This is a genomic window from Gordonia zhenghanii (assembly GCF_021738965.1).
In the GTDB taxonomy this organism is placed as follows: domain Bacteria; phylum Actinomycetota; class Actinomycetes; order Mycobacteriales; family Mycobacteriaceae; genus Gordonia; species Gordonia zhenghanii.
In genome coordinates this window covers 41,899-56,234 of sequence record NZ_JAKKOQ010000011.1, presented here as the reverse complement: position 1 = coordinate 56,234, position 14,336 = coordinate 41,899, and the positions used below count along the sequence as shown (strand labels likewise).

Annotated in this window: 15 protein-coding genes; 3 read left to right on the top strand and 12 right to left on the bottom strand. The window is 65.8% G+C overall.

All coding sequences use genetic code 11. The features are described from left to right. Window positions 1–391 precede the first annotated feature (391 nt). The gene (locus L5G32_RS12820; RefSeq protein ID WP_265738990.1) at window positions 392–1,414 is read right to left on the bottom strand and encodes a sigma-70 family RNA polymerase sigma factor; all 1,023 of its coding nucleotides are present in this window, start codon (window positions 1,412–1,414) and stop codon (window positions 392–394) included. Further along, a complete protein-coding gene (locus tag L5G32_RS12815; RefSeq protein ID WP_237011445.1) occupies window positions 1,371–1,805 on the bottom strand; it encodes a VOC family protein in 435 nt (144 codons plus the stop codon). The genes L5G32_RS12820 and L5G32_RS12815 overlap by 44 nt, the downstream gene beginning before the upstream one ends. 118 nt (window positions 1,806–1,923) lie before the next feature. Here L5G32_RS12815 and L5G32_RS12810 point away from each other — a divergent pair, with 118 nt between their 5' ends. Next, window positions 1,924–2,241 carry an XRE family transcriptional regulator gene (locus L5G32_RS12810; protein ID WP_237011444.1) on the top strand — a complete coding sequence of 106 codons (318 nt, stop codon included), beginning with the start codon at window positions 1,924–1,926 and terminating at the stop codon, window positions 2,239–2,241. Between the two features lie 20 nt (window positions 2,242–2,261). Here L5G32_RS12810 and L5G32_RS12805 read toward each other — a convergent pair whose 3' ends face one another. Beyond that, entirely contained in the window at window positions 2,262–2,801 is a 540-nt protein-coding gene (locus tag L5G32_RS12805) for an MOSC domain-containing protein (protein ID WP_237011443.1), read from the bottom strand. Window positions 2,802–2,821: 20 nt separating this feature from the next. Continuing rightward, the gene (locus L5G32_RS12800; RefSeq protein ID WP_237011442.1) at window positions 2,822–3,178 is read right to left on the bottom strand and encodes a nuclear transport factor 2 family protein; all 357 of its coding nucleotides are present in this window, start codon (window positions 3,176–3,178) and stop codon (window positions 2,822–2,824) included. Between the two features lie 71 nt (window positions 3,179–3,249). Between L5G32_RS12800 and L5G32_RS12795 the strand changes: the two genes are divergently transcribed. Then, window positions 3,250–4,128 carry a LysR family transcriptional regulator gene (locus tag L5G32_RS12795; RefSeq protein WP_237011441.1) on the top strand — a complete coding sequence of 293 codons (879 nt, stop codon included), beginning with the start codon at window positions 3,250–3,252 and terminating at the stop codon, window positions 4,126–4,128. A 9-nt stretch (window positions 4,129–4,137) separates the two neighbouring features. After that, a complete protein-coding gene (locus tag L5G32_RS12790; protein ID WP_237011440.1) occupies window positions 4,138–5,244 on the top strand; it encodes a class I SAM-dependent methyltransferase in 1,107 nt (368 codons plus the stop codon). Between the two features lie 10 nt (window positions 5,245–5,254). Here the strand turns inward: L5G32_RS12790 and L5G32_RS12785 are convergent, their stop codons facing one another. From L5G32_RS12785 to L5G32_RS12750, 8 genes are all read right to left on the bottom strand, one after another. Beyond that, on the bottom strand, window positions 5,255–5,857 hold the full coding sequence (locus tag L5G32_RS12785) for a TetR/AcrR family transcriptional regulator (protein ID WP_237011439.1): 603 nt from the start codon (window positions 5,855–5,857) through the stop codon (window positions 5,255–5,257). 263 nt (window positions 5,858–6,120) lie between these two features. Next, entirely contained in the window at window positions 6,121–7,629 is a 1,509-nt protein-coding gene (locus L5G32_RS12780; RefSeq protein WP_237011438.1) for an aldehyde dehydrogenase family protein, read from the bottom strand. A gap of 118 nt (window positions 7,630–7,747) precedes the next feature. Then, window positions 7,748–8,233 carry a nuclear transport factor 2 family protein gene (locus tag L5G32_RS12775; RefSeq protein ID WP_237011437.1) on the bottom strand — a complete coding sequence of 162 codons (486 nt, stop codon included), beginning with the start codon at window positions 8,231–8,233 and terminating at the stop codon, window positions 7,748–7,750. Next, window positions 8,230–9,999 (bottom strand): flavin-containing monooxygenase, encoded by a 1,770-nt coding sequence (locus L5G32_RS12770; RefSeq protein ID WP_237011436.1) that lies wholly within the window; start codon window positions 9,997–9,999, stop codon window positions 8,230–8,232. The genes L5G32_RS12775 and L5G32_RS12770 overlap by 4 nt, the downstream gene beginning before the upstream one ends. 17 nt (window positions 10,000–10,016) lie before the next feature. Continuing rightward, window positions 10,017–10,856 (bottom strand): mycofactocin-coupled SDR family oxidoreductase, encoded by an 840-nt coding sequence (locus tag L5G32_RS12765; protein ID WP_237011435.1) that lies wholly within the window; start codon window positions 10,854–10,856, stop codon window positions 10,017–10,019. Window positions 10,857–11,064: 208 nt separating this feature from the next. Continuing rightward, the gene (locus L5G32_RS12760; RefSeq protein WP_237011434.1) at window positions 11,065–12,222 is read right to left on the bottom strand and encodes an acetyl-CoA C-acetyltransferase; all 1,158 of its coding nucleotides are present in this window, start codon (window positions 12,220–12,222) and stop codon (window positions 11,065–11,067) included. Between the two features lie 31 nt (window positions 12,223–12,253). Next, complete coding sequence (locus L5G32_RS12755) at window positions 12,254–13,075, bottom strand: SDR family oxidoreductase (RefSeq protein WP_237011433.1); 822 nt, start codon at window positions 13,073–13,075, stop codon at window positions 12,254–12,256. Further along, entirely contained in the window at window positions 13,072–14,334 is a 1,263-nt protein-coding gene (locus tag L5G32_RS12750; protein ID WP_237011432.1) for an acyl-CoA dehydrogenase family protein, read from the bottom strand. The genes L5G32_RS12755 and L5G32_RS12750 overlap by 4 nt, the downstream gene beginning before the upstream one ends. Between the last annotated feature and the right edge of the window lie 2 nt (window positions 14,335–14,336).

Here is a 14,336-nt window from a genome sequence, read left to right as displayed (position 1 = left end):
AAAGGATTCATCCTTGTCACAAACAGACAATCTCAGCCACAAAACAAAAATAATATGGCACAAGAAAATCCATCACACACTATCGAGTTCTCAAAGAACACACACCCACCAGCACCAACCCACAACATGGGCCGAACTCCAGCAAGCACATAAATTGTTTGCCAACCATTTTCAGGCCGACCTTTCCAGCCTACCAGATGTGACTCACTCTGTCCAAGGTCGCTCGTTCCCCGTTTCCGGAGAGTTGACTCACTCGTGGAGGTTGTCTGCCCTGGTCGGGCGGAAGTCGTCTGCGCGGTGTCGCGCTGACTTCGAATAAGTTACACAGGTCTGACCGGCTTGCCAAATCGCGGGTTCGCGGTTGGTCGCGGCATCTCTGACCGGTGTCAGCTCACGTCAGGACGGCGGGTAGTCCGGCCAGGCGAAACAGGTCCTCGCCGAAGAATGCTGCGACGTGCGCCACAGCCCCGTCGGCGATGCTGATGACGTCGAGTTGGAATGGTCGCCAAACCTCCCCGTCACGCATGTACATGCCGGCCGCAGGCAGTCCGTTGCTCACCGTCGGAACCATCTTGAGATCGCCGGGAGCCGCTGCAGGGCACTGGTTCTCCGTGAGTTCACCGATCTCCGCGGCGCCCTGGTACCAACCGGGGAACGGGGGCATCTCCCACACTGCGTCGCTCGCGAGTACCCCGACCACACCGTCGACGTCGTGGTCGGCGAATGCGCGACAGAACTCGTCGAACACCGACTGCTCGTGCTCGGTGAGTCGGTCGGCTCGGCGTCCGTCGCGGCGGGTGTGCTCGCCCATCGTCTTACGCGCACGTGCGAGTGCGCTGTTCACGCCGGCGACCGTCATGTCGAGCAGCCCGGCGGTCTCGTCAGCGTGGAAGGCGAGGACGTCGCGCAGGATCAGCACTGCTCGTTGACTGGCGGGCAGATCCTGCATCGCGGCGACCATCGCCAGGCCGACGTTCTCTCGCACGACGACTGCGTCGGACGGGTCGCCGAGCAGAGCGTCCGGCAACGGCTGCAGCCAGAGTCGCTCATCGTCTGCCACCACTGGAATCCGGGGATCAGCGGCCTCGGTGCCCAATCCGGTGGGGAGCGGTCGCCGGGATTGTCCGTCGAGGGCAGACAGACAGGTATTGGTGGCGATCCGGTACATCCAGGTCCGGACCGACGAGCGTCCTTCGAAGCGGTGGAACGCCTTCCACGCGCGGAGGTACACCTCTTGAAGTACATCCTCGGCGTCGGTCGCCGAACCGAGCATCCGGTAGCAGTGCACGAGGAGTTCCGCGCGGTACGACGAGGTAGCCGCTTCGAAGGACCGTTCGTCGGTCATGTTGCGCCCCTTAGTTCGACGACGGTCAGGCCTGTTGCTCCGCGTAAGCCTCCGGTCCGACTTCCGCAGCGGCCGGATCCATCCACATGATCTCCCAGGCGTGGCCGTCGAGGTCGTAGAACGATCGTCCGTACATGAATCCGTGGTCCTCAGTGTCGCCCGCGGTCGCGCCTGCCGCCATCGCCTTGCCTACGAGGGCGTCCACCTCGTCGCGGCCCTCCGCGCTGAGGCAGACGATGCTGCCGCTCGACGTGCGCGGATCCGCCACCTCTTTCTGAGGAACGAACGACTGGTACAGCTCTCGCTGCAGCAGCATCGCGACGATCGAGTCACCGAGGACGAGTGCAAGGGCGTTGCCATCGCAGAAGTTGTCATTGAACGAATAGTCCATCGACTCGAAGAAGGTGCGCGATCGGTCGAGGTCGACGACGGGCAGGTTGACGAAGATCATCTTGTGCATGGGAGTCCCCTTGTTCCGCGACACCTCTGCTGGGTGCCGTCACAGATATAGACCCGCCAGGAGGCCGTAACTGATCGGTCAGCACAGAAGTCGGTTTCGTCGGATGCATGATGGAGGCATGCCAGCTCTCGAATTCCACATGGACAGTTCCCTCGCGCGCGCCGCTCGTCACCTCTGTCAGGTGTCGGCTCGCACCATCGCCCGCAACGCCGACCTCGACGCTGACGCGCTGCGTAAGTACGAGAAGGGCGCGGACGTCTTCGACGAAGGGCAGATCCAACGGTTGACTGATGCGCTGGTCACCTACGGTGCGCGGTTCGTTCCCGAGGACGAGTTCGGTGGCGTCGGTGTGCGTCGGAAGTTCTCACGCACCGGCGTACGGATGATCGAGACCTGGGAGGGCGAAGGCGGCCCGGTCGCCGATGACGACGTTTGAGCGGGACGTTCAAGCGGGCGTCAGATCGCGAGCGAACGGATCGTCGGTGCGTCGGCGGGCACTTCGAGCACGTTGATCTCGTCGCCCACGCCGATCGATCCGCGCGTCACGACCCGCAGATACGGTCCGGGGCGGCGTTCCTGTGCGAAGCGTTTCACCCAGCCGTCGCCGTCGTCGCCCATCCAGCGGGAGAACGTCTGACACGGGATGCGCGGTGACGTGACTTCGACGATCACCTCAGAGCCGATACTCCAGCGTTCCCCGACTCTGGCGCCGTTGACATCGATGCCTTCGGTACGGAGGTTCTCGCCGAAGAAGCCGAACGGGATGTCGCGACCGAGCTCGGCCGCCCAGAAGTCGATGTCTTCCTGCGCGTAGACGTAGACCGCCTTGTCGAGTCCGCCGTGGTGCTTCCGATCGGCCTGGACATCGGCGTACAAGCCGTAGTCGTTCACTTTCACGCGCCCGTCGACCGGCCCCTTGTCTATCGCAGTGACTCCCGACCGGCCCGAGTCCGGGCGAAGGGTGCGGACGACGCAGACGGCGAGCACAGAGGCCATGGGGTCATCGTACGGGGCGCCTACGACGACGCCGCGAGGATCTCGCGCGGATCGAAGGTCACGTTCACCTCGGTGATCAATCCCTTGTCGACATGAGTCCAGTTCGCGACCGCAGTGGCGGGCGCCCCGCCCATGCCAAGATCGAACCAGGTGATGACGTCGGTTGCGTCGGCTACTCGCTTGAGGACCGTGAGCGAGTCGGTTCCCGCGGCCATCCCCGTCAGGCCCCGCAGGAACTCGTCGGGCCCGTTTGCCGTGCCGAACACCCCGGCGAATCGGCAGTCCGGCGACAGGTGCGCGGCGAGGTCGGTGAAGTCTTTTCGCGACCAGCAGTCGAAGTAGAGTTCGGCGATCGCCGTCGGGGTCATCTGGTTCATAACTCCAGCCTGTCCCTTGCCTGACCCATCAGTCCAACAGCTGGTAATGATGCGAACTAGCATCAATGCTTATGGAACTGCACCAGCTGAAATACCTGGTCGCGGTGGCCGACCTCGGTTCGTTCACCGCTGCCGCCGCCGACCTGCACGTCAGTCAGTCCGGGGTCTCTGCTCAGGTCGCCAAGCTGGAACACGAACTCGGTCATCGACTTTTCGACCGTCGAGCCCGATCCGTCTCGATCACCGACGCCGGGCTCGAGGTGCTGCCGCACGCGCGCGCCGCGCTGGCATCGGTGACGGCCATCGGAGCTGTCAGCGACGAGCTGTCGGGAATGATGCGCGGAAGCCTGCGTCTGGGCACGGTGATCGGCTGCACGGTGCCCGGTTATCTCGCAGGCTTCGCCGCCTTTCGCCGCTCGTACCCCGGTGTGAGCGTGTCGGTCGTCGAGGACAATTCCGATCGGCTCATCGTCGGGCTCGCGGCCGGGCGGCTCGACGTCGCCCTGGTCGCGCACGCCGAGGACCTTCCGGAGACGGTCACCGCTCTGACGGTGATCCGCGAACCGCTCGCCGCAGTGGTCCCGACCGACCACCCGTGGGCCGATCGGGACACAGTCTCCTGCGCCGATCTCGCCGAGGCGACGGTATTGAGCCTTCCGGCGGGGACCGGGGTTCGGTCGGCGCTGACCGCCACGTGTGCCGCCGCGCACGTCGACGTGACGCCGTCTGTGGCCGCCTATTCACCCGAGGCAGTCCTGGCCCTGGTCGAACTCGGCAGTGGCGTCGGCGTCTTGACCGCCACGATGGCCGACGGACGCGCCACCTTGGTCGCGATCCCGGTGGCCGACTCGGTCCAGACCTCGCTCTCGCTCGCGTCCGCGTCGGCCCCGTCGGCCGCGGCACGTGCGATGACGGCCGCTCTCACCGAGACGTTGGCGCCCGCTCGGTAGTCTGCGGTGGTGGATCTGCAGGAGTTGAGGCGCTTCCCGGACGTCGACGGGCCGAGCCTGTCGGCGTCGGACGCCGCGGACCGACTGATCCTCGACGAGGCCGCACCATGGCTCGCCGAGGCGCCGGGCGGAACCGTCGCGGTGATCGACGACGCGTACGGCGCACTGACGCTGGGCTCAGGGGCCGACGGCGTCCGCGTCCACCAGGACCTGGTGACGGGCGGCCGGGCACTCGTCGCGAACGCCGAACGTCTCGGCGGCCCACCGTTCCGTGCGCTCGGGTTCACCCCTGACCTCGTCGACGGCGCCCGCGTGGTGTTGATGAGGCTCCCGCGCGCGCTCGACCGGTTAGCCGAGGTGTCCGCGCTTATCGCCGCGTATGCAGACCCCGACGTGGTCGTCGTCGCCGGCGGGCGGATCAAGCACATGTCCATGCAGATGAACGACGTCCTGCTCGAGTCATTCGAGCGGGTGGACGTCAGCCACGCGCGGCAGAAGTCACGGGTTCTCTTTGCACGCGGCCCACGACGAGACGCCGCCGCCGACCTACTTGCCGCATGGCCACGGGTTCAGACCCACGACGGATTGACGGTCGCCGCGCATGGCGGGGTCTTCGCCGGCGCCCGAATCGACATCGGCACTCGACTCCTGCTCGACGCGCTCGACGACGCCGCTCCCGACACCCCCACTGCGATCGACCTCGCATGTGGTTCGGGCGTGATTGCGGCGGCGTTGGCACGCGCTCGCCCCGACGTCACAGTGACAGCGACGGATCGTTCGGCAGCCGCAGTGCGGTCGGCACGCGCGACCGCCGAAGCGAACGACGTCACCGAGCGGGTGCGGGTCGAACAGGCCGACGGGCTCGAAGCGGTGCCTTCGCGATCGCAACGCCTCATCGTGTTGAACCCGCCGTTTCACAGCGACGCGGCACTGTCCACCGGGATCGCGCACCATTTGTTCGCCGATTCCGCGCGAGCCCTCGAGAGCGGCGGCGAACTGTGGTGCGTCTGGAATTCGCACCTGCGCTACCGCGGGTCGCTCGAACGTCTCGTCGGACCGACACGACAGATCACGCGGAATGCCAAGTTCACGGTCACCGCGTCGACCCGGGACTGACCGCCTGACGTCAGCGCGGCAGCACGCCGTCGAGCACGACGGACAAGTACTGCGCGGCGATGTCGTCGATGGTCTTCGGACCGCCCGGCCGATACCAGCGAACGGCGACCCACACCGTGTCCCGTAAGAACCGATAGACCAGTTCGACGTCGAGGTCACTCCGGAAGTCGCCGTCGGCGACACCGCGGCGGAGCACCGACTCCCAGAGTTCGCGGAACTCGACGTTCCGCTCGTGGATGTAGGAGAAGCGTTCCTGGCCGCTCAGCCTGCGCGCCTCGTTCTGGTAGATCGCGACAGCCGTGTGCCGCGCGTCGATCGACTCGAAGGACGCGATCACGAACTGGCGCAAGGTATCCGCTGCGCTCAGGTCCGCGGCGTCGATCTCGCGGTACCTGTCGAACAACGCGTCGAGGAAACCACGCAAGAGGTCGTCGACCATCGACTCCTTCGAGTCGAAGTGGTGGTACAGGCTCCCCGAGAGGATTCCTGCCGCGTCGGCGATGTCGCGAACCGTCGTCGACCGCAGTCCGCGTTCGGCGAACAACTCCCCCGCGATCCCGAGCAGTTCGTCTCGTCGGGCCGAACCCGATGCGGTCGACTTCGCCGCCACCATGCCTCCTTCAGCTGACTATCGGTTTACCCTAGCAAGTGCTTGGTTCGGTGGCTTCGACAGACAGCGGTGGCAAACCAGAAAAGACTGGTCGAGCGGAGGTCTCGACTCCGCTCGACCAGCCGAAGTACCGCTCGACCGGCGGGGGTCTCGACTCCGCTCGACCAGCGGAAGTACCGCTCGACCGGCGGGGGTCTCGACTCCGCTCGACCAGCGGAAGTACCGCTCAATCAGCGGGAGTGCCGCTCGGTCGGCGGAAGTGGAGCTCAGCTCTTGACTGACTTCCGCGAGGCGCGGCCCTGGAGGAAGCGCCACATCTTCATCTGCATACCGGTCAGACGCTTGTCGCTCTTAGTGAACGGCGCCGACATGATCTGGGCGAAGCTGATCGGCATCGTCGAGAGCGTCACTGCGCGCGCATGGCTGAACGTGTCGAACCCGAACTTGCCGTGGTAACTGCCCATGCCGGACTTGCCGACGCCACCGAAGGGCAGGCCACTCGACAGCAGGTGCAACGCGAAGTCGTTGCCGCTGATCGATCCGCTTCGCGTGTTGTCGGCGACGCGCTGCAGGTTCTCGTTGTCGGTGCCGACCCAGTAGAGGGTGAGCGGATGCCCGGCGGAGTTGATCTTGTCGATCGCCTCAGACAGGTTGCGGTACGGGTAGACGGTGAGGACCGGGCCGAAGACCTCGTCCTCCTCGACCTTCATTCCCGCCTTGACGCCGGTCAGGACGGTCGGCGGGATCTTGCGTGCGTCCGCGTCCGGGAGCTGCTCGCCCGCCGGGATCACCTGGTGCTTGGTGGCTCCGAGTTCCACTGCGTCGTCGATCAGGCCGACGATGCGGGTGTAGTTCTTCTCATTCACCGTCGACGTGTATTCGCCGTTCTTGAGGATCGTCGGGAAGTTCTTGGCCCACCGCGCGATCACCTTCTCGGTGAACTCGCCGACCTTGCTCTCCGGGACGAAGACGTAGTCCGGGCACAGGCACACCTGTCCACCGTTGACCATGCGGGCGTCGGCGAGGAAGTTCGCGGCGACCGTGATGTCCTGTACCGGATCGACGATCGCAGGGTTCTTGCCGCCGAGCTCCAGGGTCACCGGGGTGAGGTTCTTCGCCGCCTCCTGGGCGACCGACTTTCCGACCTCCGGCGATCCGGTGAAGAACATGTGGTCGACGTCGAGCTTCGCGAAGTCGGCTCCGCCGCCGTGCTTGCTGGTGACAACCGCGAACTCTTCGATCGAGAAGTAGTCGGGGGCCACGCGAGCGATGACGTCAGTGGTCTTCGCGGTGACCGACGAGGGACGCATCAGGACGCGGTTGCCTGCGGCGAACGCCGACCCTGCAGGAACGATCGTCAACTGCAGTGGGAAGTTCCACGGCCCCATGATCCCGACGACGCCGAGCGGCTCGTGACGTAGACGCTGCTTGTAGCCCAGGAGCCCCTGCAGCGGCGAGACGTTCTCCTCCTTCATCCACTTCTCGGCGTCGCGCCGCTGATGGGTGAGGTCGATCATGCAGCCCGCCACGTCTGCCGCGATGGACAGCTCCTTCGGGCGGGTGCCGAAGTCGTCGTTGAGCGCCTCGGTGATCTCGTCGGCGTGATCCAGGAGCATCTGGCCGAGGCGGTTGATGCGGTCCACACGCGTCTTGGCGTCCGGGTTCCCGTCCCGCAGGAATGCGGCCTTCTGGATCTCGAGCAGTTCGGTGAGGCTGTGCGACTCGGACGACACCTTGTCGCCGGCGCGCACCACGGTTTCTGCAGGCTTGGTCATAGGACCCTCCACTTCATGACGAACTGCCATCGGTTTGAGACAGATTCTGAAACTCATCCCATCCTACCGGCACCGTGTGGTGAATCACAGGGGGCAACCGCGCCAGGTGCGTACCGAGTCAGTCCGGGTGTTTGACCGACTCGAACGTCCGATCCGGCCAGAAGAACGGCAGCTTGATACTCGCGAACTTCCACACGCCGTCCTCCTTCCGGTATTCGTCCTCATACATCCCGAGGTAGTACAACGGGTTCGCGTGCCCGCCGTTGGTAGTGCAGTGACCACTCCCCGCCTTCTGCCTGGTCAGCAGGTCGATGAGGTAGCAGCGGCCGCGCGCGCTGTCAGGTCCGGTCAGCGTGATCCACGGGTTGGTGACGACGTGCATGGTGTCGTACGGCTCGCCCAGACGATCGAGTTCGCGAGTGAAGTTCGCAATGATCGTGTCGCGGCCGATCCAGTCGCCGCCGTACTCCTCGGGGAATTCACACACCGCGTCCTCGCAGAACAGCGTCGTCAAGCCTGCGACGTCGTGCCCGTCGAAGTAGTTCGAGTATCCGATCCGAAGCTGCCGGATCTCCTCCATCTGCAAGAGTTCGTCGATCGTCATGCCATTTCCCTTTCCGATTTCTTCTTGGCCAGGTGGTCCTGGCCGATGGTCAGTGCGAGATAGCGGTTGTACATGCGCGCGAAGCCGAGGTTGCCGCCGGCGAACCAGAAGCCGGGCTGCGCGGTGCGACGCCAGACGCCGCACACTTCACCCTCGTCGTCGAGTCCCCAGACCTGCCCGCAGCTCTCCGCGAGCTCGTCGCCGAAGATCGCGCGCGCCGTCTTCTCCATCCCACCGAATCCGGTAGCAAGGACCACAGCGTCCGCGGCCACCCGAGAACCGTCCGACAGCAGGACGTCGCGCCCGTCGTAGCCGTCGAGCGACACACCTGATCGGACCGAGATGGCGCCGTCGACGATGTATCGACTGCAGCCGACGTCGATGTAGTAACCGCCGCCCCGCCCGAGGAACAGCCTCATGGAGCCGGTCCCGTCGTCGCCGTGCGAGAGAGCGAAACCCGCAGCCGACAGGCCGCGATGCAGTTCGGCGTCGTACTCCGCCATGGCAGCAGTAGCCGCCTGCAGTCCGGCCGTCGTCGCTGCGGACAGGTGCGGCGACGAAGCCCCGAGGTAGTCGGAGATCGACGTCGGCGGCGAACTGTCCGAGTAGGACGCACCCATCATCACCGCGCCGACCGCGCCGGCACTGACCACATACGTCGGCCCACGTTGGATCATCGTCACTCGATCGCCGTGTTCCACGAGGTCTTGAGCGACGTCGTGTCCGCTGTTGCCGGTCCCGACCACCACGACGTGTTTTCCACCGAAACCGCCGCCCCGATAGCCGCTCGAATGCACGACAGGTCCGTCGAACTCGCCCGGGACCTGTGGCGTCTGCGGGACCGTGCCACTGACACCGGTCGCGAGGACAACGTGCGCGGGCGACACAGTTCGTCTGGCTCCACCCTCGCTCGCGCCGCTGCGCAGTGTGACCCGCCAACGGTCACCGACCCGCTCGGCGTCGTCGACAGTCGTGGAGCACCAGACGTCGAGTTCCATCGCCGACGCGTACAACTCGAGCCAGTCGCCCATCTTCTCCTTGGGTGCGAACACGGGCCACGTCTGCGGATACGGAAAGAACGGCATCTCGTCGTAGTGCACGGGATCGTGCAAGACCAGCGAGTCGTATCGGTGACGCCAGTTGTCGCCGACCCGCTGATTCTGATCGACGAGCAGCGGGCGCAGACCCATCGCACGCAGGTACGCGGCCAGGCCGAGACCGCTGTGCCCGGCTCCGACGATGAGCACGTCCGGCTCCCCGTCGCCCAGGTCACGTTCAGCTGCCCGACGCGCATGCCACGTCCGCCCATCCACCGAATTGCCGTCCGGGCGCGCGGCCCCTGCCGCGAACGGCAAGTCGCGGAGTTCTTCCGGCGTGGTGAACAGCGACACCGCGCGCCAGACGCCGTCTGAACTGGCCAGACGGACCAGGCCCTGGCCCCGGCCGTCGACGGTCTCGAACGCGAGGAACGCGGTCACGGCACCGTCGTCACCCGGCAGGACGGCGGCGAAGTCGGGTGGAGCCGCGACCTGCACCGAACCACGAAGCGCGCTGCGCGCACCGACGAGTTGCGCGTCCAGTGCGGCCACGCCCTGCCTGCTGTGGAGGTCGCCGGTGAACGCCAACAGATCGCGCCACCATGCGTCCTCGACGAACAGCTCTGCTGCGCCGCCACCGGCCCGAACTGCCTCCGAGAAGCGCGCCGCCCACTTCGATGCGACCGCCTCGTCGTCGAGTGCGTCCGAATGTTCTAGAAGCTCGGTCATCAGTCAGCCCTTCCGCATCATTTGATGCAGTACCCGGCGTCGACTTTGAGTTCGTTGCCCGTGATGTACCGGGCCTCGTCGGACGCCAGGAACAGCAGTGCGTTGCTGATGTCGGAGGCTTCGACCCACGGGACCGGCAGCGCATTGGTCGTGGTGAACACTGGAGCGGCCTGCTCCTTCGTCGGGTGCTCTTCGTCCGGCAGGAACAGCTTGAATGTCGCTTCGTTGAGAATCATGTCGGTGGCCACACCCGTCGGATGAATGGTGTTGACGCGAATCGAATGGGGCGCCAGTTCGAGCGCGAGAGTCTTCATGAGCCCGACCACGGCGTGCTTGCTCGCCGTGTACGGCGCCACGTTCGGGGTGCCCTTGATTCCCGCCGTGGAGCTCGTGATCACGATCGACCCGCCTTTGCCCGCGTCGATCATCGCCGGAGTCACGGCCTTGCACGTGTGCCAGACCCCTTTGAGGTTGATGTCGAGAGCCTCGTCCCAGTCACTCTCGCTGACGAGGTGCGACGACTCCCCGAAGACGAAGATGCCCGCATTGGCGCTGACGACGTCGATTCCGCCGAAGTCGGTGACACCGTCGGCGACGACCTTCGCGATTGCATCGAAGTCGCGCACATCGGCCTTGGCCGACACGATGCGGCCACCGAATTGTTTGACCTTGTCGATCGTCTCGGCCATGTCGTCGTCGGAGGCTCCGGGGTAGAGCCGCTCCACACTCGGAATCGGTGCACAGACGTCGAGGGCGATGATGTCGGCGCCCTCCTGTGCCAGCCGGATCGCGTGACTACGCCCCTGACCGCGCGCAGCTCCGGTGATGAATGCGACCTTGCCGTCCAACCTGCCCATAGCCAGTCCTTATCGTCGAGTCCATCTGTCTCTGATAACGATTACACTGGATTTGGATGTTGTCAACGTCACATCATCATCTATTTGCGATAGCGATCACCACATAGCAGTGTCCCGACGAAGGCGGCAAGGAACTTGCGGAAAGCACTGCGGGCGAACACCTTTCGGTGATCGCCCGCAGTAGTGCAGTCGCGGTTGACGCTTCGAGTCAGCCGAGTCGCTCGATGATTGTCACGTTCGCAGTTCCCCCGCCTTCACACATTGTCTGCAGGCCGTAGCGTCCGCCGGTGCGTTCGAGTTCGTTCAACAACGTCGCGAACAGCTTGGCTCCGGTGGCTCCGAGGGGGTGCCCCAACGCGATCCCACCGCCGTTCGCGTTGACGCGGGCGGGATCGGCACCGGTCTCCTTGAGCCAGGCCAGGACGACGGGCGCAAAGGCCTCGTTGATCTCGACGACGTCGATGTCGTCGATGCTCAGCCCGGTCTTCTCCAAGGCGTACTTCGTCGCTGGGATCGGCGCCGAGAGCATCATCACCGGGTCGTCTCCGCGCACCGAGATGTGATGGATGCGGGCGCGGGCGGTGAGTCCGTACTCCTTGAGCGCCTTCTCCGACACGACGAGAGTCGCGGACGCGCCGTCGCAGATCTGCGATGCCACCGCGGCGGTGAGGTCGGAGCCTTCGGCGAGGACGTCGAGCGACGCCATCTTCTCCAGCGAGGTGTCCCGCGGGCACTCGTCGACGACGCAGTCGCCGAGCGGCACGTACTCGTTGTCGAAGCGCCCGGCGGCGATCGCTGCCTTGGCCCGCTGATGACTCTGCAGCGACCATTCCTCCATGTCGCGGCGTGAGACGTCCCAACGCTTGGCCATCATGTCGGCGCCGACGAACTGGCTGATCTCGTTGTCGCCGAATCGCTTACGCCATCCGCGCGACTCCGCGGTCGGAGTGGTGAAGCCGAGTTCCTGTCCGGCGATCATCGCCTGACTGATCGGGATGGCGCTCATGTTCTGCACGCCGCCCGCCAGGACGACGTCCTGAGTTCCACTCATCACGGCCTGCGCCGCGAAATGGATGGCCTGCTGGCTCGACCCGCACTGACGGTCGACCGTCGTGCCGGGAACGCCGAGCGGCATCCCGGCCGTGAGCCACGCGGTACGAGCGATGTTTCCTGCCTGCGGACCGACGGTGTCGACACAGCCGAAGATCACGTCGTCGACCACTTCGGGGTCGATGCCGGTGCGTTCGACGATCGCCGAGATCACGTGTGCGCCGAGATCTGCCGGGTGGACGGCGGCGAGCGATCCCTTGCGCTTGCCGACCGGGGTACGGACGGCGTCGACGATGTATGCCTGCGGTGCGGTCATGTCTGAGACTCCTCGATGGTGGTGCGCGACGTCAGGCGCGCTGGCTGGAGATCGACACGATCTCGCCGGTCAGATAGGTGGTGTAGTCGCTGGCGAGCATCGCGATGGTCGCCGCGATCTCCCAGACCTCGGCGGCTCGGCCGTACGCCTCGCGGGACTCGAGTTCGTCGAGCAGTTCGTCGGTGGTGACCTTCGCCAGGAACGGATGCTTCGCGATCGACGGCGCGACCGCGTTGATGCGGACGCCGTAGTCGGCAGCCTCGACCGCCGAGCACCGGGTGAGCGCCATGACGCCTGCCTTGGCGGCCGCGTAATGGGCCTGCCCGCGCTGGGCGCGCCATCCGAGGACAGACGCGTTGTTGACCAGGATGCCGCCGTGGTCTGCGTCGCGGAAGTAGCGCAGGGCCGCCCGGGTGGCACGGAAGGTGCTGTTGAGCGTGATGTCCAGGACGCGGTCCCACTGCTCGTCGGTCATGTCCGCGACGGGAGTCTCCCCGCCGAGTCCGGCGTTGTTGACCAGGACGTCGATCCGGCCGAGCTTCTCAGCCGCCGTCGCGATGAGGCCGTCGACCTGCTCGGTGCTCGAGACATCGCAGATGTGGGAGGTGACGCGATCGGCGCCGAACTCGTCGGCGAGCTTGTCGACGGTCTCGCCGAGCCTGCGTTCGTGGAAGTCGGAGACGAGAACGTCGCCTCCCTCGAGGAGGATGCGGCGGGCGGTGGCGAACCCGATGCCGGTGCCTGCCGCCGCCGTCACTACCGCCTTCTTGCCTTTGAGGAGGTCGTGTCCGGGCACTTCCTCGGGCGGAGTGGCGAGCGGGGACGGGGTCGCGTCAGAGGGTGTGGTGGTCACGGGCGTGCCTCTCGGGGTAGGCCGAGGACTCGCTCGGCGATGATGTTGCGTTGCACTTCGTTCGAGCCGCCGTAGATCGTGTCGGCTCGGCTGAACAACAGGAGCCGCTGCCATTCGTCGAGTTCCACGTGTTCGGGATCGGCGATGTCGTTGGCGCGGCCCTCGGTCGTCGCATCGGGGCCGAGGAGCGTCGGCGCGCCTGCGACCGCTGCCGCGAGCTCGCCGAGGTCACGATGCCAGTTGCCCCACAGCAGTTTCGTGACCGACGCCGCGCTCGCCTCGGAGACGATGTCGCCAGCGAGAGTGCGACGCGCGTTCGCCTCCATGACGGTGAGTCCGACTTTGGCGCGACGCAGGCGCGTGGCGATCTCGGGATCGTCGATCGCACCGTTGCGCTTCGCGTGCGCGATCAGATCGTCGAGCTCACGCCGGAACCCGACCTGCTGACCGAGCGTGGAGACTCCGCGCTCGAACTGGAGCAGCCCCATCGCGACCTTCCAGCCGTCGCCCGGCTCACCGACGATGAGGTCGGCGGACGTCTTCGCGTCGTCGAAGAACACCTCGTTGAACTCGGAGGTTCCGGTGATCTGCTGGATCGGGCGAATCGTCACGCCCTCGGCGTCGAGCGGGACGAGGAGGAAGCTCAGCCCCTTATGTCGAGCCGACCCCTTCTCCGTGCGGGCGATGACGAAGCACCACTGCGACAGATGCGCGAGCGACGTCCAGATCTTCTGGCCGTTGATCACCCAGTCGTCGCCGTCGAGCACGGCAGAGGTGGCGACGCCTGCCAGGTCGCTTCCCGCGCCCGGCTCGGAGTAGCCCTGTGCCCAGAGTTCGGTCACGTCGACGATGTGCGGCAGGAACCGCTTCTGCTGCTCCGGCGTGCCGTACTCGATGAGCGTCGGACCGAGCAGTTCTTCGCCGAGGTGATTGACCCGTGCGGGCGCACCGGCGCGGGCGTACTCGCGATGGAAGATGATGCGCTGCCCGATCGTCGCGCCGCGACCGCCGTGTTCGACGGGCCAGCCGAGGCACGTCCACCCGGCGGCGGCGAGATGCCGGTCCCAGTCGAGACGCTCGGCGAAGAATTCGTGTTCGCTGCCTGGACCGCCGCGTCCCCGGAGGTTCGCGAAGTCGCCCACCAGATTGTCGGCGAGCCAGTCGCGGACCGCCCTCTCGAAGACACTGTCCGCATCTGGCGTGCGTGCAGCCCATTCGCCGAGGTCGACGGTCCGATCGGCGAGATTGATCGTCGTCATGA